Source organism: Micromonospora sp. NPDC005206 (assembly GCF_040608175.1).
GTDB lineage: Bacteria > Actinomycetota > Actinomycetes > Mycobacteriales > Micromonosporaceae > Micromonospora.
Genome location: NZ_JBEXHU010000014.1, coordinates 119642 through 143282 on the forward strand (window position 1 = coordinate 119642; position 23641 = coordinate 143282).

33 protein-coding genes and 1 tRNA gene are annotated in these 23641 nt (G+C 69.3%); 9 read left to right on the plus strand and 25 right to left on the minus strand.

The genetic code is table 11. The annotated features are described in order from the left end of the window. Positions 1-28 precede the first annotated feature (28 nt). Together ABZU69_RS22190 and ABZU69_RS22195 are read right to left on the minus strand one after the other, a co-directional pair. Positions 29-1237: an ABC transporter substrate-binding protein gene (locus ABZU69_RS22190; RefSeq protein WP_354966243.1), complete on the minus strand. Its 1209-nt coding sequence runs from the start codon at positions 1235-1237 to the stop codon at positions 29-31. A 46-nt stretch (positions 1238-1283) separates the two neighbouring features. Continuing rightward, positions 1284-2060, minus strand: a complete 777-nt coding sequence (locus ABZU69_RS22195; protein WP_354966244.1) for an enoyl-CoA hydratase-related protein — start codon at positions 2058-2060, stop codon at positions 1284-1286. A gap of 198 nt (positions 2061-2258) precedes the next feature. Between ABZU69_RS22195 and ABZU69_RS22200 the strand changes: the two genes are divergently transcribed. Beyond that, positions 2259-3038 carry an IclR family transcriptional regulator gene (locus ABZU69_RS22200; protein ID WP_354966245.1) on the plus strand — a complete coding sequence of 260 codons (780 nt, stop codon included), beginning with the start codon at positions 2259-2261 and terminating at the stop codon, positions 3036-3038. A gap of 54 nt (positions 3039-3092) precedes the next feature. Further along, on the plus strand, positions 3093-3998 hold the full coding sequence (locus tag ABZU69_RS22205) for a dihydrodipicolinate synthase family protein (RefSeq protein WP_354966246.1): 906 nt from the start codon (positions 3093-3095) through the stop codon (positions 3996-3998). Positions 3999-4068: 70 nt separating this feature from the next. Here the strand turns inward: ABZU69_RS22205 and ABZU69_RS22210 are convergent, their stop codons facing one another. After that, the gene (locus ABZU69_RS22210; protein WP_354966247.1) at positions 4069-4434 is read right to left on the minus strand and encodes a hypothetical protein; all 366 of its coding nucleotides are present in this window, start codon (positions 4432-4434) and stop codon (positions 4069-4071) included. 147 nt (positions 4435-4581) lie between these two features. Here ABZU69_RS22210 and ABZU69_RS22215 point away from each other — a divergent pair, with 147 nt between their 5' ends. The 6 genes from ABZU69_RS22215 (at position 4582) to ABZU69_RS22240 (ending at position 7725) form a co-directional block, all read left to right on the plus strand. Continuing rightward, the gene (locus ABZU69_RS22215; protein WP_354966248.1) at positions 4582-5256 is read left to right on the plus strand and encodes an integrase catalytic region; all 675 of its coding nucleotides are present in this window, start codon (positions 4582-4584) and stop codon (positions 5254-5256) included. Further along, entirely contained in the window at positions 5256-5645 is a 390-nt protein-coding gene (locus ABZU69_RS22220) for an integrase core domain-containing protein (protein WP_354966249.1), read from the plus strand. Before ABZU69_RS22215 ends, ABZU69_RS22220 begins: the two co-directional genes overlap by 1 nt. 28 nt (positions 5646-5673) lie before the next feature. Further along, entirely contained in the window at positions 5674-5856 is a 183-nt protein-coding gene (gene amcA, locus ABZU69_RS22225; protein ID WP_354966250.1) for a multiple cyclophane-containing RiPP AmcA, read from the plus strand. 64 nt (positions 5857-5920) lie between these two features. Then, positions 5921-6253, plus strand: a complete 333-nt coding sequence (locus tag ABZU69_RS22230) for a hypothetical protein (RefSeq protein WP_354966251.1) — start codon at positions 5921-5923, stop codon at positions 6251-6253. Between the two features lie 170 nt (positions 6254-6423). After that, positions 6424-6912, plus strand: a complete 489-nt coding sequence (locus ABZU69_RS22235) for a hypothetical protein (RefSeq protein ID WP_354966252.1) — start codon at positions 6424-6426, stop codon at positions 6910-6912. Positions 6913-6927: 15 nt separating this feature from the next. Beyond that, the gene (locus ABZU69_RS22240) at positions 6928-7725 is read left to right on the plus strand and encodes an aminoglycoside phosphotransferase (RefSeq protein ID WP_354966253.1); all 798 of its coding nucleotides are present in this window, start codon (positions 6928-6930) and stop codon (positions 7723-7725) included. Positions 7726-7959: 234 nt separating this feature from the next. On the opposite strand, the gene ABZU69_RS22245 is transcribed toward ABZU69_RS22240, so the two are convergent. Continuing rightward, positions 7960-8028: transfer RNA gene (locus tag ABZU69_RS22245), tRNA-Val, on the minus strand. A 644-nt stretch (positions 8029-8672) separates the two neighbouring features. Here ABZU69_RS22245 and ABZU69_RS22250 point away from each other — a divergent pair. Then, positions 8673-10355 (plus strand): recombinase family protein, encoded by a 1683-nt coding sequence (locus tag ABZU69_RS22250; protein WP_354966254.1) that lies wholly within the window; start codon positions 8673-8675, stop codon positions 10353-10355. Positions 10356-10543: 188 nt separating this feature from the next. On the opposite strand, the gene ABZU69_RS22255 is transcribed toward ABZU69_RS22250, so the two are convergent. The 21 genes from ABZU69_RS22255 to ABZU69_RS22355 form a co-directional block, all read right to left on the minus strand. Next, positions 10544-11038: a hypothetical protein gene (locus ABZU69_RS22255; RefSeq protein WP_354966255.1), complete on the minus strand. Its 495-nt coding sequence runs from the start codon at positions 11036-11038 to the stop codon at positions 10544-10546. A gap of 14 nt (positions 11039-11052) precedes the next feature. After that, entirely contained in the window at positions 11053-11478 is a 426-nt protein-coding gene (locus ABZU69_RS22260; RefSeq protein ID WP_354966256.1) for a hypothetical protein, read from the minus strand. Continuing rightward, the gene (locus ABZU69_RS22265; RefSeq protein ID WP_354966257.1) at positions 11468-11731 is read right to left on the minus strand and encodes a hypothetical protein; all 264 of its coding nucleotides are present in this window, start codon (positions 11729-11731) and stop codon (positions 11468-11470) included. Before ABZU69_RS22265 ends, ABZU69_RS22260 begins: the two co-directional genes overlap by 11 nt. Then, positions 11728-11874 (minus strand): DUF6011 domain-containing protein, encoded by a 147-nt coding sequence (locus ABZU69_RS22270; RefSeq protein WP_354966258.1) that lies wholly within the window; start codon positions 11872-11874, stop codon positions 11728-11730. The genes ABZU69_RS22265 and ABZU69_RS22270 overlap by 4 nt, the downstream gene beginning before the upstream one ends. Positions 11875-11877: 3 nt before the next feature. Further along, a complete protein-coding gene (locus tag ABZU69_RS22275) occupies positions 11878-12150 on the minus strand; it encodes a hypothetical protein (RefSeq protein ID WP_354966259.1) in 273 nt (90 codons plus the stop codon). Further along, complete coding sequence (locus tag ABZU69_RS22280; protein WP_354966260.1) at positions 12147-12404, minus strand: hypothetical protein; 258 nt, start codon at positions 12402-12404, stop codon at positions 12147-12149. Before ABZU69_RS22280 ends, ABZU69_RS22275 begins: the two co-directional genes overlap by 4 nt. Next, positions 12401-12874 carry a hypothetical protein gene (locus ABZU69_RS22285; protein WP_354966261.1) on the minus strand — a complete coding sequence of 158 codons (474 nt, stop codon included), beginning with the start codon at positions 12872-12874 and terminating at the stop codon, positions 12401-12403. The genes ABZU69_RS22280 and ABZU69_RS22285 overlap by 4 nt, the downstream gene beginning before the upstream one ends. A 418-nt stretch (positions 12875-13292) precedes the next feature. Next, positions 13293-13472, minus strand: a complete 180-nt coding sequence (locus tag ABZU69_RS22290) for a hypothetical protein (RefSeq protein ID WP_354966262.1) — start codon at positions 13470-13472, stop codon at positions 13293-13295. A 130-nt stretch (positions 13473-13602) separates the two neighbouring features. Next, entirely contained in the window at positions 13603-14700 is a 1098-nt protein-coding gene (locus ABZU69_RS22295) for a ParB/RepB/Spo0J family partition protein (protein ID WP_354966263.1), read from the minus strand. Between the two features lie 119 nt (positions 14701-14819). Further along, positions 14820-15086: a hypothetical protein gene (locus ABZU69_RS22300; RefSeq protein ID WP_354966264.1), complete on the minus strand. Its 267-nt coding sequence runs from the start codon at positions 15084-15086 to the stop codon at positions 14820-14822. Between the two features lie 232 nt (positions 15087-15318). Then, a complete protein-coding gene (locus tag ABZU69_RS22305; RefSeq protein WP_354966265.1) occupies positions 15319-16227 on the minus strand; it encodes a recombinase family protein in 909 nt (302 codons plus the stop codon). A gap of 492 nt (positions 16228-16719) precedes the next feature. Next, the gene (locus tag ABZU69_RS22310) at positions 16720-17127 is read right to left on the minus strand and encodes a hypothetical protein (RefSeq protein WP_354966266.1); all 408 of its coding nucleotides are present in this window, start codon (positions 17125-17127) and stop codon (positions 16720-16722) included. Between the two features lie 14 nt (positions 17128-17141). Then, positions 17142-18200, minus strand: coding sequence for a DUF2637 domain-containing protein (locus tag ABZU69_RS22315; RefSeq protein ID WP_354966358.1), 1059 nt, complete (start codon positions 18198-18200; stop codon positions 17142-17144). Positions 18201-18375: 175 nt separating this feature from the next. Then, positions 18376-18657 carry a hypothetical protein gene (locus ABZU69_RS22320; RefSeq protein ID WP_354966267.1) on the minus strand — a complete coding sequence of 94 codons (282 nt, stop codon included), beginning with the start codon at positions 18655-18657 and terminating at the stop codon, positions 18376-18378. Positions 18658-18740: 83 nt separating this feature from the next. Beyond that, entirely contained in the window at positions 18741-18989 is a 249-nt protein-coding gene (locus tag ABZU69_RS22325; protein ID WP_354966268.1) for a hypothetical protein, read from the minus strand. A gap of 182 nt (positions 18990-19171) precedes the next feature. Next, entirely contained in the window at positions 19172-19489 is a 318-nt protein-coding gene (locus tag ABZU69_RS22330; RefSeq protein WP_354966269.1) for a hypothetical protein, read from the minus strand. Between the two features lie 71 nt (positions 19490-19560). Continuing rightward, positions 19561-20097: a hypothetical protein gene (locus ABZU69_RS22335; protein ID WP_354966270.1), complete on the minus strand. Its 537-nt coding sequence runs from the start codon at positions 20095-20097 to the stop codon at positions 19561-19563. Next, positions 20094-21116 carry an AAA family ATPase gene (locus ABZU69_RS22340; protein ID WP_354966271.1) on the minus strand — a complete coding sequence of 341 codons (1023 nt, stop codon included), beginning with the start codon at positions 21114-21116 and terminating at the stop codon, positions 20094-20096. Before ABZU69_RS22340 ends, ABZU69_RS22335 begins: the two co-directional genes overlap by 4 nt. A 39-nt stretch (positions 21117-21155) precedes the next feature. After that, a complete protein-coding gene (locus ABZU69_RS22345; RefSeq protein ID WP_354966272.1) occupies positions 21156-21398 on the minus strand; it encodes a hypothetical protein in 243 nt (80 codons plus the stop codon). An 848-nt stretch (positions 21399-22246) separates the two neighbouring features. Next, the gene (locus tag ABZU69_RS22350; protein WP_354966273.1) at positions 22247-22549 is read right to left on the minus strand and encodes a hypothetical protein; all 303 of its coding nucleotides are present in this window, start codon (positions 22547-22549) and stop codon (positions 22247-22249) included. Between the two features lie 63 nt (positions 22550-22612). Beyond that, positions 22613-23542: a hypothetical protein gene (locus ABZU69_RS22355; RefSeq protein WP_354966274.1), complete on the minus strand. Its 930-nt coding sequence runs from the start codon at positions 23540-23542 to the stop codon at positions 22613-22615. Positions 23543-23641: the final 99 nt, after the last annotated feature.

Here is a 23641-nt window from a genome sequence, read left to right on the forward strand (position 1 = left end):
CCGGTGGCCGACACCCGCCCCCCGTGGGTCACTGCTCCGGGGTCAGTTTGGTGTAGGTGGGGTCCTGGGCGTCCTTGATGAGGCCCATGTAGAAGGGCCAGGTCATCTCCTGGTTGACACCGAATTCCTCCTCACCGGTCCACACGGCCTGGCCCAGGAGGTCGTCGTTGAGGTCGTTCTCGCGCAGGATCTTGGCGACCGCCTCGGCGTCGTCGATCGTCCCGGCCTTGCTGATGGACTCCAGCAGGGCGCGAGCACCCGGGATCCAGCCGAGCGCGATGCCGGTGGCGTCCATGCCGGTCGCCTGCTTGAACTTCGGGAGGATCTCCTGGACGCGGGGGTCGGCGAAGTCGACAGGCGCGTAGAAGAAGAAGTCGCGCATCTTCTCCCGCCCGGCGACCCGGGTGATCTCCGCGGTGCTGTCGCCGCCGAGGCGGGAGAAGACGCCGTCGTAGCCGGCGTCGCGCAGTTGCTTGATCATGGTGCCGACGTCGCCCGCGGGGCTGGACGCGAAGTCGATCAGGTCGGGGTTGCCGCGCAGGAGCCGGGACACGATCGGGGCGAAGTCCTGGGTGCCGCGCTGGTAGGAGTCGCGCGTGACGTCCTTGCCGCGCTTCTTAAAGGCCTCCTCGTTGACGATCGCGATGTCGTCACCGCTCTGGTCGTTGGGCGCGATGACCTTCACGGTCTGGAACTTGAAGCTCTTCGCGGCCTCGTCGATGATCGGACCAGCCCACTGGAACGGCCCCGGGCCGAGGTGGAAGACCAGCGGATACTTCTTTTCCAGCGCGTTCCGGCCGAAGCCGTTGGCGGCCAGCAGCATGTGGTAGCGAGCGGCGACCGGCTTCATGCCGGTGACCTCGGTGGCACCCAGCGGCCCGACGACGAACTTGATGCCCTTGGAGGCGAACTCGGTGGCGGCGTTGGCCGCGCCGGCGCTGGTGTAGCCGGTGTCGTGGCTGGCGACGTCGACCTCACAGGTCTGGTCGCCGACTTTGAGTCCCCCGGCCTGGTTGGCCTCCCATGCGACGAACTTGGTGGTGGCCTCCATCGACAGGCCGAAGTCGGCCGCCGGGCCGGTCAGCGGGCCGAGGGTGCCGAGCGTGAGCACGCACTTGCCGCCGTCGCCCGACTCGGAAGAGGAGCTGGCCGCATCGGCGCCGCAGGCAGCCATGGTCGATGCGAGCGCCAGGGCCGAGGCCGCGACAGCGGCCCGCTTGAAGGTGGTGGGTGTCACTGTTCCTCCCGGGAGGTCATGGGGGTGGGTCGGATGGGGCCCGAGATCATCGGCCGGTCCACCGCGGCGGCCGCTTCTCCACGAAGGCGCGGATGCCCTCTTCGCGGTCCTCACTGAGGTAGGGGTTGGGGCCGACGTTCAGCCGAAGGGCGTTGTGGACCGGAAGCTCCCAGCCCTTCGTCGTCATCTCCTTGTAGCGGCGGAGGGTGAGGGGTGCGTTGCCAACGATCCGGCGCACCAGGCCCTCCGCCGCGTCGGGAAGCTCCTCCCGCGGAACCACGCGGTTGAACAGACCCCAGTGCAGGGCCTGCTCCGGGGAGAGGGGGTCGCCGGTGTAGAGCATCTCGAGGGCGACCGCGCGGGGGACGAGGCGCGGCAGCAGCACGGTCGCGTAGTTCGCGCCCATGCCGCGCTTCGCCTCCGGCATGCCGATCACGGCGTGGTCGGCGGCGATCCTGAGGTCGCAGGCCAGGGCGAGTTCGCAGCCACCGGCGAGGACGGCGCCGTTGATGACGGCGATGACCGGCTTGTAGGTCTCGAGGACCACCTCGTAGAGGTTCCGCTCCACGCCCGTCATCGGCATGGGGAAGCGCCCGCCGCTGCGGGCGATCTCGTCGAACTCCTTGAGGTCGCCGCCGGCGCAGAACGCCTTGTCGCCGGCGCCGGTGAGCGAGATAGCCCACACGTCCGAGTCCTCGCCGGCCTCGGTGAACCGCTCGATGAGCGTCCTGGTCGTCTTGGTATCCAGGGCGTTGCGCCGCTCGGGACGGTTGATCGTCACGTAGGCGACGTGGTCCCGAACCTCGTAAAGAACCTCGTCCATCGGGATGCGTCTCCCTTGTCTCGCTCGCTTGGTGGAGATCGGCCGGCACATGCCGTTGCGACCCACGAGCCACCCTTCGTGACGCCAGTCACGCCGGACCACAAGAGTTCTGCATGTTGGAACGTTTGATGTCACCGGCGTCCGCTCGGAGCAGACTCGGCCTCGAGCTCCGCAGATCACGCGAGAGGAGGTTCCGAGATGCGGAACGATGTCGCCGGTATTGGCGTCCGTGGGGAGACCTCGCTGCGCCGAGGTCTCTCTCTGCTCGACACCTTCCGGCGTGGGGAGCGCGAGCTATCGCTGACCCAGATCGCTCGCCGCGCCGGCATCCCAAAGTCCACCGCACACCGGCTGATCGGCGAGCTAGTGGCCTGGGGTGGTCTAGAGCGCACCGAGGACGGCCTGCTCCGCCTCGGGATGCGCATCTTCGAGCTCGGCAAGTCGGTGCCGCTGCAGAACGAGCTAGCCGACGTGGCCCGCCCGTTCCTCGACGACCTCTACAACATCACCCATAAGACGGTGAATCTCGCGGTCGCGCACGGCCTAGAGATCGTGTACGTCGAGAAGATCGAGGCCCCGGACGCCCCCACGGTCTCCCGCCCCGGTGAGCGATACCCGATCCACTGCACCGCGCTAGGGAAGGCGATCCTCGCGTTCTCACCGCCCGCGCTGAGCGACCGGGTGATACAGCGGGGCCTGATCGCTCGGACGAGTCACAGCATCACCTCGGTGGCGCTGTTCCGGAAGGAACTGGCCGGTGTCAGGAGCACCCACCTGGCGTTCGACCGGGAGGAGCTTGTTCCGGGCCTGTTCTGCATCGCGACGCCGATCTTCGACAGCAGCGGGCACCTGCTCGGAGCCATCTCCGTCTCGAGCCTGGAGTCGATGGCGGGTGCTCGCAACCTCGGCCCGGCGCTCCTCACCATCTCCCGAGCGATGTCGCGGGAGCTGGGCGAGCACGTCGTCGCCTCGGCCTGAGCCCACCACCCACGGCTTCGGCCGAGCACAAGAGGAGAACCCGTGATTGAACTCATGACCGGCGTGTGGCCGGTTGCGCCCACCGTCTTCGATGACACCGGCGAGCTGGATCTGGACGGGCAGCGCCGTGTGACCGACTTCCTGGTCGATAGTGGCGTTGCAGGGATCTGCGTGCTGGCCAACTACTCAGAACAGTTCTCCTTGAACGACGAGGAGCGGCGCCGTGTCCAGGACGACACCCTCGAGCACCTCGACGGCCGTCTGCCCGCCATCGTGACAATCAGCCATTTCAGTGCTCGCATCACGGCTCAGCGAGCACGGGAGGCTGCCGCCGCGGGAGCCGCGATGCTCATGGTTATGCCACCGTTCTTCGGCGCCACGATGAGTTACTCCCCGGCCGTCGTCCGTGAGTGGATGCTCGAGGTGGCTGCGGCGACCGACCTCCCGCTCATGCTCCAGGACGCGCCGCTGAGCACCACCCCGCTGTCGGCCACGCAGATCGCCGATCTGGCCCGCGAGGTGCCGAGCCTGCGCTACGCCAAAATCGAGACGGCCCGGGCGGCCGAGACGATCCGCACCCTGCGGTCCCTCGTGCCCGAGGACCTGCCGGGCGTCTTCGACGGCGAAGAAGGGGTCACTCTGATCCCCGACCTGGATGCTGGCGCCGTCGGTGCGATGACCAGCTGCACCGTGCCGGAGGTCATGGCCGCGATCGTGGACGCGTATTCCTCAGGCGATCGCGGCTCCGCCGTACGGCTGTGGCACGGCGTGCTGCCGCTCGTGCACTACGAGAACCGCCTGTGCGGGTTGATCGCCACCAAGGTGCTGCTCCAGGAGGGCGGGGTCATCGCCAGCGCCTTCACCCGCAGCCCGCTCCTACCGCTCTCGAAGGAAGCGACGGAAGGCCTGATGGAACTGGCCCGCGAACGCGACGTGCTCGCGCTCCGCTGGGCACGGTGACGGACATGCAGATCACGCGGCCGTCCTAGCGTTCGCTTGGTTTCTGGGGTTTTGACGGTTGAGCCAAGTTTCACGCGGCGGCGGGTAGACGTGCTCGGGTGAGCTGTTCGTTGAGGTGCTGGTCGATGGTGCGTAGCGCTTGGCGCAGCGGTGGTGGTGCCGGTGGTTGGTCGGCGGCCAGCAGCGGGGCGAGGATCCGGTTGTGGACCTTGGTGTAGAAGATGGCGAAGCGGAGTCCGTCGGGGGTCAGGGTGTAGGTGTTGGAGTGCGGCTGGCGGGCGATGAGGCCTTTGAGGCGCAGCCGGCGCAGGTCGTAGCTGGCCTGGCCGATCGAGTAGGGCGTGGTGAGCAGTCCGGTCATGAGGGCGCGAAGGCTCCGGTTGGTCAGACCGGTGACGGCGTGCACGCAGGTGGTTAGGGCGCCGGCCAGGGCCATGACCCGAGGGTCGCCGAACCGTAGGGCCGGGGCCCTCCTGCCCTCCTCGACGGTGGGGTGCGCGACCCTGTGCGGCTCGAATATTCGGTTCGGACTTCTGCGGTTCTGTGCGAGCTCGAGCCCGGCGCAGCCGGCATGCTCGTCGGCATGAGCGCGTCGTTGCTGTACCTGCTGCTTCGCCAAGTTCTGCAGATGTTGTCCCAGATCGCCCGCGACGGTGGGGCCAAGGATGTGGAGATCCTGGTGCTCCGCCATCAGGTTGCGGTGCTGCGCCGACAGGTGACCCGCCCCGATCTGCAACCGGCCGACCGGGTGGTGCTGGCGGCGCTGTCGCGGCTGCGGCCCCGCGCGCGCTGGTCAGCCTTCTTCGTCACCCCGGCCACGCTGCTGCGGTGGCACCGTGAACTCGTCACCCGGCGGTGGACGTACCCGCATGCCCGGCCAGGCCGGCCACCGGTCGACAAGCAGGTCCGTGACCTGGTGCTGCGGCTCGCGGCGGAGAACCCGACCTGGGGGCACCGCCGGATCCAAGGTGAACTGATCGGCCTGGGCTGCCGGGTCGCGGCCAGCACGGTGTGGAAGATCCTGCACAACGCCGGGGTCAACCCGGCACCCCGGCGATCCGGACCCACCTGGAAACAGTTCCTGACCGCCCAGGCCCACACGATCCTGGCATGTGAAATCTTCACCGTCGACACCGTGACGCTCAAGCGGATTTACGTGCTGTTCTTCGTCGAGATCGCCACCCGCCAAGTCCACATCGCCGGGGTGACCGCCCATCCAACTGGTGCCTGGTGGCCCAGCAGGCACGGAATCTACTGATGGACCTCGATCAATGCGCGGCTGGGCTGCGGTTCCTGCTCCGCGATCGAGATACGAAGTTCACGGCGGTCTTCGACGCGGTGTTCACCGCGGACGGTATCGAGGTGATCAAGACCCCGCCGCAGGCACCCCGCGCAAACGCCTTCGCCGTACGGTGGGTGGGCACCGTACGCCGAGAGTGCACCGACCAGATGCTCATCGTCGACGAACGGCACCTGACGGCAGTACTCACCGAGTACACCCGCCACTACAACGATCACCGGCCGCATCGTTCACTGGATCAGCGGCCACCGAATCCTTCGCCACACGTCGTAGACCTGAACGGTGCCCGGGTTCACCGACGACCGATCCTCGGCGGATTGATCAACGAGTACTCGCAGGCAGCGTAGCCGAACCGACTTTACGAGCCCCACAGCCATGACCGTGTACGTCTCGCGGCACGCCTCCGCCAACACCACGACCGCCCCAAACCCCTCGACTCCCGTCTCGGTGCGAATAGCTACCGGTCGAGCGACGGTCTCGCCAGCCGACCCGCCCTTACTCACGCACGCGTGGCAGCGGGTGTTCGCGCAGCGGACCGGAAAAGGCGGGCAACGATGATGGCCCGGGTTGTTGGGGAACCCCTCTCCGAGCAGGAGTGGCACGCGAACGGGAGCCCCTGGTGATGGCGTCCCAGCTGCCAATCCCCAGCGCCGGACCCACGCCGAACCGGCCGAGCTACAGGACGGAGACGGCACCTCCGCACACCCCGCTGAGGCCAATGTGGGCGTGCCGCTCGTGTGGCCAGCCGTGGCCCTGCGGTGAAGCGCGCCTCCTACTGAAGGCCGAGTACGAGGCCGCCCTCCCCGCCCTGTCGATCTACCTCAGCGGCTTGATGTACGAGGCGATGCGCGACCTCTATCAACTGAACCCACATGACGGGCCAAGCCCGCGCGACATGTTCGAGCGCTTCGTCGCCTGGGGACCGTTCCGAAGATCGATCTTGGAGGGCCGGTGACCATGCGCTGCCGCTACTGGAGGCGGGTGAGGGGACCTCCGCACCGACCATGCCGCGAGTCCTCCGCGAACCATGATCGCCCCACGCACCGAATGAACGGACGCAATTCAGCTCCGAAGGTGACGCGATGGCACCTTCCCCGCTGATCCGCGCAGGATGAAGGAGGAGCTTTGAGTATCACCGCAGACAGGCCGGCCACGACGATCGCCGCAGATCCCTGCACCCTCGTCTCGGCCGAGGTCTTCGACAAGATCACCCGCTACTTCGCTACCAGACAGGAGGTAACCCAGACCTACGCCGAGCGCGCGGTCGGGCAGTTCCTCGTCTTTCTGAAGGCGAATGCCGATCGCGTGGGCAGGACCGACTTCGGGATGCTCCTCCCGACCGGCGAGTCCTACCGGGTCGTCCCGACCCGGCCGATCGACGCTGTCTGGCACGCCGCCCTCCAAATCAGTGAGCCCTACACTGCCGCCTGCAAAGAGATCGCGGGCCACTACGTGCACCACCGGCCGATCCTGACCGAGGCCATGCAGGACGGCACCGCCATCACTTACACACTCTCGGCGCTGCACGAAACCGGCTACCGGGTCGACATGGAATTCTGGGGTGGCGAGGCCGAGTCCTGCTGTCCGCCGAACCCACCGCAGCCGGGCAAGTAGCAGAGAAGAGAACCGATGCGTAGCGACTGGACCGCTCTGCCGGAGCGTGTCACGGCAGGGATCACCGAACGGGTCGGCGGAACATTCGACGTCGCGCCGGCTGCCAGTGGCAACCATGCTGAGATCGCCTCGACGGTCACCGGGCCCGCGGGACAGATCTTCGTCAAGGCGGCCTCCGGCGAGTTGAGTGTTCGGTCGCTGCGCTACGAATTGGCGGCCACCCGGGCCATCGACCGGCACCCGCCCGCAGTCCTGTGGCAGTTCGAATCCGATGGCTGGCTGGTGGTGGGGACCGAGAATCTTGCCGGTCCCCACCCCGACCTGTCACCCGGCAGCACGGATCTCGACCTGCTCGCAGTCACACTGAAGGCACTTCAGGAGACTCCCGCGCCCGGCGAGCCATGGTTCACTCCGGCAACCCGGCTCGGGTTCGCGCACCCGACGATGGACGGCGAGACACTTATCCACTCCGACCTCAACCCGGCCAACTTAATCGTGACCCCGCTCGGCCTCCGGATCGTCGATTGGGCATGGGCAACCAAGGCCGCCGCATGGGTCGAACTCGCGTTGCTTGTCCCATGGCTGATCGGCAGCGGCCACAGCGCCGAACAGGCAGAACAGTGGCTCACGCAGTTTCCCGCATGGACCACGGCTGACCGTCAGGTCTTGAACGACTTCGCGTCAAGGAACGCAACGAAGTGGGCAGCCAAGTCCCGACAGAGCACTGAGAGCTGGGTACACGACCTCGCAATGTGGACCGGCGAGTGGGCGGACCACCGGACCGACGGCCATCAGCCAGGCCGTAGGCCATAACCCGGGGGCATCCTCTCGTCACACGGGCGCCAGTAGCGGTAGGTCCAGCTCCTCGACTAGCCAACAGCCCCAGCCCGGGACGCAAATCAGGTCACTCAGCCGGGCGGCCAATGGCGATCCGAACCCAGAACCAACCGCCCTGCTCCCAATCTGCTCCCAACGTAAGCCGCACATACAGCGAAGCCCGTTACCGGCTACTCCGGAAACGGGCTTCTGACCTGCACATACGAACGGTGGGCGATGCTGGTATCGAACCAGCGACCTCTTCGGTGTGAACGAAGCGCTCTCCCGCTGAGCTACTCGTTCGCAATGCGGCAACGGAACGCAAGCACCAATGGTGCTCGCAACATTCCGACGTCTTCAACGGCTTGATAGGTACCCAAACCTAACGACCGCCCTGTTTGGCCAGCGGCCGATGCCTCACGGCACCGGCCGCTCTCTCATGCCCTGACACCAAAACCAGCACACATCGAGCTCCCGGAGGACCTCACCCATGACAACCCAGGGAACTATTACGGCACCGGCCAGTCACGCATCAAGGCACGGCGCCGCAACGCAGCGCCACAGAGGCACCGGTCCTGCCGCGGCCCTCGCACCCGCCCCGTTCCGAATCGAAGTACCCGTAGTCAAGGGGCAGGCGACGTACGACGGGCAGCTGCCAGGACAACCGCCGGACGGAGGCGCATGACGCAGCCATCCAGTCACCCGCACAAACGACGGAGACGGCCCGGCCCGGCGACCATACCGAACGAGCAACTTGACCGACCTGGCGGAGACAAGCGTCCATGGACGGTCGACAACGTCGACGGCAGCACAACCACCGGGGTTAGCAGTGTGGTGATCCCAGCTCAACCACCCGAGCTATCCCCTGAGGCAGCTGCCGCCTTACTGAAGCTGTTCATACACCTCAACGACCGCAACATCGACAACTCGAAGCAGGTGAACGGATGACCTCCCCTCAATCAGAACCCTTCGCCTTCTACGGCCGCGTCTCCACCGAGGACAACCAAGACCCGGAATCGTCGCGAAGCTGGCAACTCACCCGGGCAACGGCCCTCATCCAGCCCCACGGCGGCCGCATCGTCACCGAGTACTTCGACGTCGGCCAAAGCCGCTCCCTGCCCTGGCAACGCCGACCCCAGGCCAACACCCTCCTCACGGCGCTGCGCGACCCACGTCGAGGCTTTTCCGCAGTCGTTGTTGGTGAACCCCACCGGGCCTTCTACGGCAACCAATTCGGCCTCACAGTGCCTCTCTTCGCGCACTACGGGGTCGCACTCTGGGTGCCCGAGATCGGCGGCCCCATCGACCCCGACAACGAGGCACACGAACTGGTCATGTCCGTCTTCGGCGGCATGAGCAAGGGCGAACGCAACCGGATCAAGCTGCGCGTCCGCACCGCCATGGCCGCCCAGACACTTCTGGAAGGCCGATACCTCGGCGGACGCCCGCCATACGGCTACACGCTGCGTAATCTCGCCCCTCACCCCAACCCCGCCAAGGCGGCCGACGGCAAGCACCTACGCGGACTCACCCCAGATCCCCAGACCGCCCCCGTCGTCCGCCGGATCTTCGACGAGTTCCTCGCCGGCTACGGGATCTTCGCCATCGCCGAAGGACTCACCGCCAACCACGTCCCCTGCCCCTCGGCGCACGACCGCGCACGGAATCCACACCGCAGCGGAATCGCCTGGTCCAAGAGCGCCATACGCGTCATCCTCACCAACCCCCGCTACACCGGCCGGCAGGTATGGAACAAACAACGCACCGACGAAGTCCTCCTCGACGTCGACGATGTAGCACTGGGCCACACCGGAGTCATGCGCTGGAACACCGCTGACAAATGGGTGACCTCCAAAGACATCACTCACCCACCTCTGATCGATGACGACACCTTCGAGCAAGCCCAAGCCCTGCTCTCCCGTCGCGCACGAGCCGTCGACCGTCAGGAACGCCACCGCCGCACCCGCAACCCCTACATCTTCCGCGGATTGATCTACTGCGCCGCCTGCCAGCGCCGGATGCAGGGCCAGTACAGCCACGGCGCCGCCTACTACCGCTGCCGTTTTCCGCAGGAGTACGCCCTCGCCAACGAGGTCGAACACCCCCGCAACGTCTACCTGCGCGAGGACGCCCTCACCGACCCGCTCGACCAGTGGCTCGCATCCGCGTTCGCCCCGGACCACCTCGAACAAACGATCACCACCATTGCCGACGCCCAGCCCGTGGATCAACTCACGCCAGTTACGGCCGCTGCCCGGGCCACGATCACGGTCTGTGACACGAAGCTCGCGCAGTACAGGGCTGCCCTTGACGCCGGCGCAGATCCCGCACTAGTCAGCGGCTGGATCACCCAAACCCAGGCCGAACGGGCACGAGCCGAAGCCGATCTTCATTCGACCCAGCAGACGGAGCCACGCCGGATGAGCCGCTCCCAGATCGCCGACTTGGTCCGAGCGCTCGGCGACATCGCCACCGTGCTGCGCAACGCCGACCCCGACGACAAAGCCGAGGTCTACCGGCAGCTGGGCCTCCGGCTGACCTACCAGACAGAGACGCAAACGGTGCGCGCTGCAGTGGATCTCAGCGCGCACCGTGGGGTTATGGTTCGTGTCCGAGGGGGGACTTGAACCCCCAAGCGCCGTGCCGTTGACCTGCGCCGATCCTATGAGCCCTGCTCAGGTCGTGTCTAGTCGTGCTCCGTTGTGGCCGCTTGTAGCTCTCTGTTCCCGCCGGTTATCCCGCCGGGATCACCGTTGATCTTGCCCAAGCGAAGGGGGCCGGCGCATCGCACCGGCCCCCAGCTATACGGCTACGGTCAGACCGTGACCGTCCCGTGCACGGTGTCGGCGGCGTCGACCGGGACTTCCTCCCACATCCAGTGACCGCCCATCACAACGTACCGGCCGTGCTCGTCCGGCTCGATCCGCAGCTCCGGCTCGTCCAGGGCCCGGCGGTCGACCAGGATCACGTCGCCGTCCCACCGCATCTCCGGCACGTCGGCGTCGAGCGTGCGGCTCAGCCTCGGCTCGGTCATGCCCTGGGCCTCGTACACCGCCCGCCAGTGCCGGCGGGCCGCCTTCTGGTCGGTCACCACCGCGGCGGCGACGTCGCGGGTGCAGGACCACACCGCCCAGCCGTTCCAGCGCCGGACCACCGTGCCGGCGTACGCGGACTCGAAGCGGCGGCCGCCGTCGTACGGGTACTCCAGCCACTCCCCCGCGAAGTACCCGGACTCACCGGGTTGCAGGGTCGGGTCGAGGTCGAGGGGCGCGCCCGTCTCGGCGGGCGGTCGGTCAAGAGTCATTTCCACGTGAACTCCTTCGGTCAGTCGAACAGGGTGGGGGCCGGCGGTTCGCGCCGCTCGGCCATCTCGGGCACTTCGTGGCCGGTCTGCTCTTCCCACCAGGCCGCGAACATGCGTCGGTGGCACCAGTTGTCTGGCGGCGGCACCGATAGGTCGCAGAAGCAGAGCAGGACGAGACGGTCGTGGCCTGCGTAGTCCGCGATCTCCGCGAACTGCTCGGCGATCAGGTCGACGCCGATGCCTTCCAGCCGCTCTAGGTAGAGGTGCCGGTACGGGCCCTCGGCCATCTTGAGCATCCCGTAGGTCGGCGCGAGGAACCGCGCGAACCCGGCCAGCTCGTACGGCAACGGGAACCGGGGCTTGCCGACGGTCGTACGGACCGGCGCGCCCTGCTCGGGCCGGAACCGCTGGTAGCGGCTCGTGAACAGCTGCAACTCATCCTCCATCTTGGGGTGCTGCGTCGTGCGTGTAGAGAGCTCCGATCTCCGGGATCAGCTCCTCCAGGTGGGCGCCCAGCGCGTCCAGCGCGGCAGCGACGACGGCCGGCGGGCCCCAGATCCTCAGCAGCTCCAGCTCCTGGATCCGGTCGCCCTCGGCGACGTCGACCGGCTCGGCGTCGGGCAGCGGCGGCAGCGGCAGGACCGCCTTCGCCTCAACCATCGCCACGTGGACGCCGCCGCCGAACACGAACACGGTCATGCCGCCGCTCCCATCGCCAGTCGCTTCTGCCGGCACTTCGGACCGAGCCGCTCGGCGCGGGCCCGCGGGGTGCGCAGCGGTCGCCCGCAGTCCTCGCACTCCACCAGCTCCTCGTCCGGGCTGGCCGCCACCTGGTCAGGCATCGGCTACCTCCTCCCTCGCAGCCGGGCGGCGATCGCCCGGCACCATCCGCGGTCGATCCCGAGCCCTTGCGCCACGTCGTCCGGCTGGTAGCCGTCGACCAGGTAGCGGGTGGCCAGGGTCGCCACGGCGTCGTCGACCGGCGCGTTGTCCGCCGCCGGCCGGGCGACCGTGGAGCGGCCCCGGCGCGGCGGCAGCTCGGCTCCCGTCTCACGCCGGGTGGCGCGGGCCCTGGCCAGGGCCAGGTCCCGCGCCGTCTTCGGCTCCGCGTCGGTCACCGGGCCCGCCGCCGCCGGTGCCGCAGCCGCCGCCGGTACTCGACGTGCATCTCCCGCAGCCGCTTCCGCCGGTAGTCCGCCAGGCGGACCAGCATCGGGAGCGCCCGGCGGATCGCTGCGCCGATCTGGCGGAACACCTCGCGCAGCACCTTGCCGACGGCCTCGAACTGCCGTCGCAGCGCCTCCATCGCCGCCCGAACGTGGGCGACCTGCTCGGCGTTGAGCTGCGGCACCTGGACGGCGGGCGCGGTCACGCTGCCGCCCTCGCCTCGGTCCGGGCGTCGGCCGGCGCCGACAGCGGCACGACCGCCGCCGGCTGTTCGGCCAGCCACTGTCGCCCGACGCGCGCCAGTCGCTCGACCAGCTCGTTGCGGATCTTCTGCGCGCCCTCGGCGTGCTGCTCCAGGTAGGCGAGGACCTTGCGGGACTCGGGGTCGGTCTTGGCCTTCTCCCTCGCCGGCGCGAGCAGCCACCGATCGTTGGCGGCCACCTCCATGTCGGCGACGTCGCACGCGAACTTGATGCCTTGCAGCTCGGCTGCCTTGTGGATCGCGTCGACCACGGCCTCGGCCAGGTCGCGCCGGTCGCGCTCGCGCAGCTCCAGGCCGAGGTCTTCGGACGCTGCGGCCAGCGCGGCGGCCGCCATCTGGCGGACCGCGAGGTAGCCGGGCAGGGCCGTCTTGACTCGGCCGGCCTCAGCTTCGACCTGCTCGTTCCAGGTCATGCGGCGTCACCTCCGCCGGGTCGGTCGCCGCAATCGGGCATTGCGGCCGTACAGTCTGCGGGCACAGTGGCCCCCTCTCCGTTCGGTTCCTCTGGCAGCTGAGCTGCCCTGACTTCTGCGACGAGCGCCGGACCGGCGTGGTCGTCGAACACCGCGTCGAGGGCGACCCGGAAGGTCGCTGGCCCGAGCGGGACCGCGTTCAACATCCGCGCCTGCCGGTAGAGCTCGGCCTGCGCTCCTCGCATCGCCCGCTGAAGGCCGACCGGCCCGTACGGCAGCGGCCAGGCCCACAGGACCGTGACCACGCCGCGCGCACAGATCGCCTCCAACAGCCGCTTGTTGTACATAAACATTGTATCTTAATCCGGACTAACAGTCAAATTGTGACCGTACAGCCGGCGGGCGCAGAGAGGCGCGCTCACAGGTTCAGCGCCCGGCGCTGGTCGTCGTCGAGCTGGGCGCGGGCCTTCTCGACAAGCGGCCCGCCGTCGCACGCCAGGCACACCACCACCGGGTCGCGGTCGCCGCGCCGTACGCGGACGCGGGCTCGCCGGCACACCCCGCAGGGTGGCAGGTCGATCGGCCCGAGGACCGGCATCAGCGCGCTCCACGCGAACAGGCGTCCACGCCCGGAGCATACGCACTCCCATTGCGCCGGGACAGGGATCGCCCGGAGACAGACGGACGCCCCGCGCATCCTCGCGCGGGGCGTCCGTCAGCCGGCTACCTCAGTGCTGGCACACCGAGCACCAGCCCTGCTCCTGCACCGCGTCCGCGTGGCCCTCCCACGTGCAGTTCGGGTCGACGTTCGGCAGGTCGTCGTCGGCCGGCAGCGGCGCCACCGGCGGCAGCGGCGTCAGGTCGACGACCTCGGCCGGGATCGCCACCACGGCCGCCGGGTCCAGCTCCACGGTCACCGACGCCGCGATCGCCTGCGCCTTGCGCAGCTTCGCCGACACCTTCCCCGCCGCCGTCCGCAGGTGGTCGACGCGCTGCCGGTACGCCGCCACGCCGCCGTCGGCGCCGGCGAGCAGCTTCGCCAGCTCCACCTCGTCCAGCTGCGCCAGCTCGGCCAGGATCTCGCCGGCCGCCGCCAGGCGGTCGATCTTGCTGACGACCTTCTTCCTCTTCTCGACGACCTTCTCCTGCTCTTCCTCGCTGTGCTCGGCCTCGTCGAGCTGGAAGAACCCGCCCTGGTCCTCGGACGCCTTGCACGCCTTGGCGAACGCCTCCGCGTCCCGCGCCGACGAGAACTCGCCGCGCGCCCACTTGACCAGGAACCGCCGCTGCTGGTCGGCGGACAGCCGGCACACGTACCAGGCGACGCCCACCTGCAGCTGTCCCTTGGCCACGAGCTGCTTCGCGTCGTCGATGAGCCCGAGCAGGTCGATCCGCCACCCGACGTACGGCACGCTTTTACCGAACAGCTCGCCGATCGCGCCGGTCTCCCAGCCAGCGTTGGCGAGGCGCGCGTAGGCCGCGGCCTCCTCCATCGGCGTCATGTCCTGCCGGTTGACGTTCTCGGCGACCTGCGCGATGAACGCCGCCTCGTCGTCCATTTCCCAGACCATCGCGGCCAGGTCCTCGATGCCGCCCTGCTGGGCGGCCCGCCAGCGCCGCTCGCCGACGACCAGGCGGTACTGGCCCGCCTTCGCCGTCTTGCGCACGGCGACCGGCTGGAGCTGGCCGAGCTTCTTCATCGACGCTGCCAGCTCGGCCAGCTCGTCCTCGGTGAACTGCTTGCGGGGCTGGTCCGGGTCCGCCTCGATTTTGGCGACCGGGATCATCCGCAGGACCGGCTTCTTGGCCGTCACAACCGCTGCCATCGTCTTCCTCCACAGTGAACGCTGTACGCATTTCGTACACATTCATTGTAGTCAAAAGACGATCTTGCCGTCAATATTTTATGTACGCCCCCGGCGGGAGGTCGGCCCTCGCCCGCCCGTCAGCTGGCCATCCCGGCAGCCCCGGCCGCCTGCATGAACGCCGGCATCATCGCGCCAGCGGTCGCACCACGAATAGTCCTTCGCAGTGCCCGAATCGCTGTCCTCGCCACTTGCCCCTGGTCGATCGCCGGCGCCGGCCGCAGCAGACCGGCAACCCGGTCGACCTGCTCGTCGCTGAGGTCGGCGTCGTCCGCGCGCCCCGACTCCAGCTCGGCCTCGATCCGCTGCGCCAGCTGATGGATCTCGATCATGCGCTTGCGTGGCAAGTGAGGCTCCCCCGTGATCCGTCTCGATGCGCCAGCCATACCACTGTGACCTCATAGGCCGGTGGGGGCTTAAGGCGCTCCTAAGAAAGAGTGTGTCGTGATCGTAAACCCGAGGCAACACTGAGCAACAGGTCCGCAATTCGGGCCCTCAAGGATCTTTCACCATGTAAGCCCAACCCCAAAAAATCTTGCCACCCGCCTGGTTCCGCGGGTGGCAAGACTCTGGTAACGATCACTTCCAGACGAACTCAAGCCTGTCGACGTCGAGGTGCACCACACCGGCGCGGGTCGCCGGCTTCACGATGATGCGGTCCAGGACCAGCGCCAGCAGCTCCCGGCGCCTCTCCAGCGGAGCGTCCACCCACCACTCGGCCAGGGCCTCCGGCGTTGTCGCCGGCAGGGACTGCAACCGTGCAGCCTGGGCCAGCCGCTCACGCACCTGCTTCTGCTCGCGGTGCGCCTCGATCTCGATCGCCTTGAGCGTCACGAGGCTGATCTCCCGCTTCGCGTACGCCTGCCCCGCCTCCTCCAACCGGTCCTCAATGGCCCCGAGGACCTCCGTCATCGTCTCCTCGCCGTTGATCGCCGACCCGACGGCCCGCTCCAACCGGGCGCGCACCTTGGGCGAGGCCAGCCGAGCCAGCGCCCTGGCGGCGACCTCCTCCTCCAGGCTTTCCGCCGCGATCCGGATGCGGCCGCATCCGTAGCTCGGGCTACCCGAGCGGCAGACGTAGCCGCGCTTGCCGCTGTTGCTCGGCTGCGTGTAGAGCGGCTTCCCGTCGATGTGCGTGCCCGCCCCGCTCTCATCCGGCAGCGGGTACCCACACACCAGGAACCCGCCCGACAGCAGGTACTTCCGCACGTTCGTGGCGAACGGCTGCTTGCGCTCTGGCGCGTCCAGCAGCTCCAGCAGCTTCCGGTGGGTGTCCTCGTCGATGATCGGCGGCCAGTTGCCCTTGCCCACGACGTCGCCGAGGTAAGTCTTCAAGCCGGCCAGCCGCGGGTTCCGCAGCAGCCGCGACAGCGACTGCTGGGTCCAGGGCCGCGCGGCCGACGTCGTGATCTCCCGCGTTCTGAGGTCGGCGACGGTGGAGCGCATGCTCTCCCCCGACAGGACCCGTTTGACGACCTCTCGGATCACCGTGGCCTCTGCCTCGATGACCTCACGTCCTGTCTCGTCGTACCCGTAGCACCGCACGTCTTGACCCCCGCAGCCTCCGTCGCTACTTTCGCCTCCCGGCCGGCGCTTCGCGGGCGCCAGCCGGCACGTCCTCCGGCCCGACCCCCACGTCGACCGTTGGCAGCACCACTCAGTAGGCCAGCCTGATTCAGGCTGGCCTATAAGCTAGCAGTGCCTCACCGCACCGTGCTACCTACAGGTACGTATGAGTTACCGACGCGTCACTGTCGCGTCGGCGACACTGTACCGTCCCACCCCGACAGACTCAGATCGGCATACAAAGAGCCCGGGACCCCTTGCGCAGGGTCCCGGGCTCTTTACTCGCTTTTGTCTGGTGCAGTACCGGTCAGGCCATGCTGTCCCCCGACGGCTTTCCTGACCGGTTCTGCGTCCGGCCCGGCGACGCGCCGCCAGGCCGGTCACATTCAATCATTGCGGCCCGACAGTTCGCCACTACAGCGACACCCACCGGTCGCCCTCGCGGTACTGGATGTCGTTGCACCCGTAGTTCGGCTCGCCGAAGTCGTGCAACGGCCCGAAGTCCTCGATGCCGCCCGGCTCTCCCTGCGTCCAGATCCGCCCCTCGTAGACCACGCCCCGCTCGTCCGGGTCGACGTCCTTCCCGTCCGCGACCGCGCCCGCGTCGATGTCGCCCGCGTCGAGCATCCGCCAGCGGCGGCCTTCCGTCCGGGCCCGCTCCAGCATCGCCGCCGTCGCCTGTCGCGGTCCGCTGGTCCCGACCTCCGACTCCGACGTGCCGTGCAGCTCGTGGTCCCGGTCCCGGGTAATCACCCAGGCGTACGGGTGCTCGGGGAACTCGGCCGCCCGCGCGGCCTGGATCATCGCCATCGACACCACCATCTGTCTCTCCTCCTTCACGCGACCCCGGCGCCGGCCGGCACCCGGGTGTCCTGCTGGTCGGTTTCGCCGGCGACGTCGCCGCCGGCAGCTTCCTCGGCCTGGAGCTCCGCCCGCGCCTCCTTGATGCGGTTCCGGCCCCACCTCTCGCTCCGTCCAAACCGCTGGCCGAGGGCCTGGCCCGTGAGCGGCTCCCCTGCGGCCACCGACTTCCGCCACACCTGCCGGGCGGCAGCCCACAGCTCCTCCGTCGCCGCGTCCGGCGGCGTCGGCGCCCGGTCGGGGCCCGGCGGCGGCAGCGGCAGCGGCTCCTGCTGCGGCCACGGTCGGGCCGGCACCACCGGGTCGAGGTGCGGCAGCGGCACCCTCGGCGGCACCACCACCAGCGGCACCGGCTCGGCCTCCGGCACCGGCGGCGCGTCGGCGGCCGGCGGCGTCGGCACCGGCACCGGCACCGGCACCGAGTCCGGCACCGGGTCGGCGGCCGGCGGCTCCGGCAGCGGCACCGGGTCGGCGGCCGGCGGCTGCGGCACCGGCAGCGGCTCCGGCATCGGCAGCGGCTCCGGGTCCGGCAGCGGCACCGGTAGCGGCAGCGGCACCGGGTCCGGCGGCGGCGCGGCCGGCGGCACCGGCACCACGGCGGCGGCCAGGGCGGCAACCCGGTCGGCTCGGATCGCCTCCCGCCGCATCTGGGCCAGGCGCGCCAGCGCGATCGACGACACCAGCACCAGGCCGTCGACGGACAGCGGCAGGGTGCTCGCCGTCAGGTTGTCCTCGCCGTACTCCAGCGCCAGCCCCCGCATATGCCGGTAGCTGGCCAGGGCGGCGACGCCGGCAACGACCAGCGTCCCGAACACCTGCACGCCCTTCAACAGCGGGTGCCGCGGTGCCGGCACCCGCATCATCACCTCGGAGCACAGCAGCAGCGCCAGCGGCGCCCAGCCGGCAACGAACCTCGCCCCGGATCCTGCGCCGGCGTGCGCGATGTTCGCCGCGAGGGACGCGCCGATGCCGGCAGCGAACGCCGACCAGGCGACCACCCACGCGCCCTTGCTGGGACGCTCCGGCAGCGGCATCTTCTCCACGTGAACCACTGCCGGCCTACCCGGCAACCGGGGCGGCAGTGCCGCCGTCGGGCGGCACTGCCGCCGGTGCCGGTCGTGCCGGCAGCGCCGGCACCTCGTACCTCTTCACGGTCTCCTCCAATGGGTCGAGGCCGCCCGGAATCCCCGGGCGGCCCTTACTCGCTGGCTACAGCTCGGTCAGCGTCGCGCCGACCAGCTCGCCGGCCGCGTGGTGGTGCTCGGCCAGGTGGACCACGCACAGCAGCTCCGTCTGCGTCCACGGGTCCAGCTCCAGGCCCTCCTCCGGGTCGAACAGGCAGCGCCCCTCGTCCCCGCACTTCTCGCCGTCGTGCTCGATCACCAGGCGGGCCACCGCCCGCTCGGTGCACGGCCCGGCGTCCTCCTCGGGCACGAACTCGGCGTTGAAGGTCGGGACGATCACGCGCAGGGTGCAGGTCAGGTCGGCCATCGTCGGCTCCTCAGCTCAGGTCAGGTGGGGGCAGGTCGGGAACGGAAGCGGCGGGCGCGCTCGAGGCACGCCCGCCGGCTACGTCAGCGGTACAGCTTGATCTCGATCGTGAACTGGCGGCCGTCGCTCAGCCGGACCGAGACGCCGCTGTCGGTCGTCATGAAGCCGGCGTCGGCCAGCGTCAGCACCTCGACCACCTCAGTCGGCGCGCCGTCCTCGTCAGCCAGCGGCTCCGCTCCGGCCTCCTCGGCGACGTTCTCCAGGTCGATCTCCTCGATGGCGGCTCGCAGGGCGCGCTCCAGGATCTTCTCGTGGCTCAGCATCTCGCTCACTCCTCGCACAGTTGGGGGGCGGTGTGTACATAGACATTGTAGGCAGACGCCACTCCCGACGTACAGGTTTTATGTAGGGACCGGGCCGTGTAACAGGTCACACGGGCCGGCGGTCCCCCGTCCACGGAGGCCACCGAACGGCCCGGGTCGGGTAGTGGAGTGAGGAGGAGGCGCGGCCCGGCTTAGGCGGGCTGTGACCGGTCGGGCCGCTCCCCCAGTCGCCGGGCCTCCAACTCGGCCGCCGCCTCCAGCACCCACGCCGGCGGGGCCGGCCGCTGGCTCGTCGGACGCGGTAGCGCCCGGCCGCCCGGCGCGCTCCGCTCGGCCCCGCACGCCCGGCACCTGGTCGTCAGCCAAAGCAGGCCGCCGCCCTCCTGCGCCGACCCGTCCAGCAGCCCGGCGCAGCCGTCGCACACACCCACCGCACCGGCTTCGGCTGCGGCGGCGAACGCCTCCACGTCGACCAGGCCGTCATGCACCAGCCTCGCGTCGATCGCCACCGCTCACCCCCCTGCCTCCGATGTGGAGCGGGGCCGGACGAAGGTCACCCCTCGCCCGGCCCCGCACCGCCCTACTCCTGCGGACTCGCCGGCAACGCCAGCAGCTCGGGCAGCGCCAGCCGACCGTCCCGGTAGGCCCGCGCCACCTCCTCCCGGCCGCCCTTCTTGAAGGTCAGCGTCGTCGACGGCGGCGGGGGCTCCGCCACCTCCACGAAGTCGAGGACCCGGCCCGTCTCGCCGTCGACCACCGTGCCGTCCTGCTCGACCTTCATCCGGCCGAGCAACGCCTTCCGCCACGCCGGCCGCACCGACTCCACCGGCGCCGGGGTCGTCACCGCCACCTCGGACGGGTGCTCCTGCTTGCACCAGGCGAGGAACCCGGCCTCGTCGACCACGTAGCCAGACTTCGGCTCGGAGAGCGTCACCTGCGCCACCGGCTGGTCGTAGCCCGGCAGCCGCACCTCGATCGTCTTGACGCCAATCGCGCCGTTCAGCTCGATCAGGCGGCCGTCGGCCTCGGCGCGGGCCGCGTCGTAGACCTTCTTCACCTCGTCCATGAGGGCCTTGAGCACCGCCGCCCGCATGGCCTCCTGCCGGATCTCGCTCACCGGGCCGCTCCCGCCGTCTCGGGCTGCCGGCCGTTGGCGGCCGCCGCACCGGCCGCCTCGACCAGCGCGCTGTCGAGCTGGGTGCCCGGAGCCTCGGCCGCGCGGCGGGCGGCGCTGATCTCCGCTCCCCGCGCGGTGAAGGCGTCCCGCAGCTTCTGCGTCTTGCCGAGCCGCTGCACCCGCTGCCACAGCACCGCCAGGTCCTCCCGCGACGCGCACGCCGCGAGGGCCTTCGGCCAGTCGAGGTCCTTCGGCGGCTCGCCGTTGTCCAGCCAGTCGAGCAGCTGGTGACCCAGCTCCGCGCCCGGCTTGTGGATCACCTCGTCGGCCAGCGCGTCGCACCGGCTCTTCGTCACCCGCAGGTAGTGACCCTGGTCGAGGTCGCCCACCAGGTCGAACTCGTACTCCAGCCCGTCGCGCTGGTCGGGCTGCATCCCCAGCTTGGACACCTGCTTGCGGCCGTCCGCGCCCTCGGTGATCTCGTACTTCTGCTTCGACCGCAGGCACACCACGACGTGACCGGGGAAGCTCATCAGCGCCTCGATGTACGCCCGCTCGATCGGGCGCACGTCCTTCCAGCCGTCCATCGACCGGCCGCCGTGGTTGCGGGCGAACAGGTCGACCAGCTCCAAGATGCCGCCCGGCCCGAACCAGTAGTGCGAGGCCGAGTCGAGCATGAAGCCCGTGAAGCCGGCCACCGCCGCCTCGTCGATCAGCTCGACGAGCTGCCGGGGGTCGTACCTGACCGGCGAGAACTTCATGAACCCGTAGCCGCCGGCCTCCTCGGGCGTCATGTCCCCAACACCAGGCAGCTCCGAGTTGACCGCGTACTTGTCGGCCGAGTCCCGCTCGGTGTCGACGAACGCGATCCGCTCCAGGCCGTCCGCGACGGTCGCCGAGCCGGTCAGCGTGTACAGCAGCTTGAGGCCGGTCAGGGTCTTGCCCGACCCGCTCGGCCCGGCGAGCGCGATCCGCGCCTTCGCCTTCTTCCGGGTGGCCGGCATGAACCGTGAACTCATTCCTTCGTCCCTTTCCACGTGAACGAACCTACATAGACTTTATACGGTCGCGGTAGTCGACCGTGACCCCACACCCTCGCGCGACGAAAAAGCGGCGATGCAGACCGCGCAGGCCTCGCAGCCGACGGCGGCAGGCATGGCGCAGTCAGGGCGCCGGCAGATCACCGGCGTGCCCATCGCGGTGCAGCCGGTGTTCTCCTCGTGCAGCCAGTCGTCTCCAGCCTCGACGAGCAGGCCGCCGCAGGTAACGCACTGCGCGACGTCGACCGGCAGGAGCGTCACTCTCATTCCCCGATCACTCTCCTGTCCCGTTTGGACACAACCGTCAGGCGACGGCTGTGCAGCGGAGCCGACTTGGTGCATCCGGGGATGGAGCACCTCCCGTTCGGCCCCTCGATGTACGCGTGGTCCTCCACGGTCGGAGCGCCACCACCAACCGTTTCTTGTTCCCTGTATGTCTTGCGTCCGTCTGGCGGACCAACTCGGTCCGTTGAGCGGACTAGCGATAGTCCGCGTCCCGAACCAGATCCCGCCTTCCCTGGTCCGTCTGGCGGACCAGCAGACCCGGGCGATTCGGACTTCGCTGGTCCGGCACGCGGACCAACTACGCCCCTCTCGGTCAGCTCCCGCACCAGGTCCGCGGGGACTCCCATCTGATAGACCGTCTTCGCCTTCTTGCGACGCGCGTCCGCCACCGACGGCCGGACGCGCTTCACCCACTTCTCCTCCTCGACCTTGTTGAGCCATTTCGCCACCGTCGACCGGGCCATGCCGGTCGCGTGCTCCAGGTCCGTCAGGCTCGGCGTGTACTGCTCGGGAATCTTCGCCGTGGCCGCGTCGGACCACGTGAGCAGCGTCAGGACGAGCTGCCGGCCAGGAGGCTCCAAAGTGCAGAGCTGACTCCTGACCGCACGCTCGACCGTCCACCGGTCCACCATGCAGGCGGCCTCTCTGTGAAGCGCCGCCAGCGCACCGTCGCCCGAACTGGCGTACGATGCGCGTGCGACCCGTTTTCCGTTCCGGGTAGAGCAACCTCGGCCCCGCCAGATGACCGCCTGGCGGGGTCGACGCGTTTTCCGGCACCCTACACCCGATGTGTACGGTCGCAATGGGTGCCGACATGCTCATACCTAGGCCGCCTCTTCGTCCTCGACGAGGACGTTCCACGGGTCCCACACGATCGTCCGGTTCGTGTCCTCGGCGAACGCGTAGATCGTGGCGACCTTCCACACCGGGTTGTTGCTGACCTCGCCGTCCTCCTTCGGCAGGACGCCCTTCGACCGCCACTGGTACGGCGTGTTGTCCTTCACGTCGAACATGCGGACGATCTCCTTGAGCCCCACCACGGGCGGCAGGTCCAGCGGCCCGGGCCGAGTCAGGCTCGCGCCCACCTCGCGGGCCACCGCCTTGAGTCTCGTCTGGCTCACCTTCATCGTTCCTCTCCTCCCACGGCCGGGTGCCATACAGGGTCAATGTACGGCACCCGCCGGGGATGGTCAGGCCGCCACCCGGGCGGCGAAGTACGGGGCGCGGGCCAGCAGCGTCCGCGCCATCTCGAACAGGTGGCAGGAGTCGATCAGGTGCACCCGCCCGTCCGAGAACACCGACGGCGGGTCCAGAGGCACCTCGTCGAGGAACTGCACCCTGAACTCCTCGGCCAGCGCCTGCGCCGCCTTGTCGTGCGCCCACGTCGGCACGACCGCGAACCGCGCGCCCTTGATGGCCAGCCGCGCCGCCACCTGGCGGGTCACCAGCGCGTTCCGCTGCACGTTGGCCACCAGCAGCACCAGGTCGCACAGCCCGGCCGCCGCGATCTGGTCCTCGTCGAGCGACCGGCTCAGGTCGACCACCTTCACGTCGCCCGCGTGCCGGTCCAGGACGTGCGCCGGGGCGAGCGAGTTGATCACTCGCAGCTCCCGCATCGGCGTACCCAGGCGGTCGTCCACCCCGCCGGGCGCGTTGGCGTCGACCAGGATCGTCCGCCGCCCGTCGTGCGCGGACGCCATCGCCAGCGCGACGGCGACGGTCGTCGCGCCGGCGCCGCCGTGCCCGCCGATCACACCGATCCGCACCTCCGGCCGCTGCGTGCCGGCGGCCGCCTCCACGACCAGCTGCCGGACGGCCTCGAAGCCGGTCGGCAGGTGGTACACCGGCACCTCCGGGTAGTCGTCCTGCCAGCCGCGGTAGAGGACGGCGAGCCGGTCGCCGTCGAGCTTCGCCGGGGCGACGACCACCATCCGCAGGTGCGCCGGCATCCCGCTGGCCAGCGTCTGGCACCGGCCGTCGATCACGACGAGCGGCGCGTTCCTCCACTGGTCGACTGTCGGCTTGCCGACGACGACCTCCACCTCGGCGTTCGGGCCGAGGCCGTCCAGCACCTCGTCCACGAACTCGTGACCCCAGGCCACGAGCAATGCCTTGCCCATCGTTCCTCCTGATAGAGAGCGCGAGTCGTACAGATACATTGTATGACGCGAGGAGGCCTCACGTCAATAATGTATGTACGGTCGGGCTGGCGCTTTGCC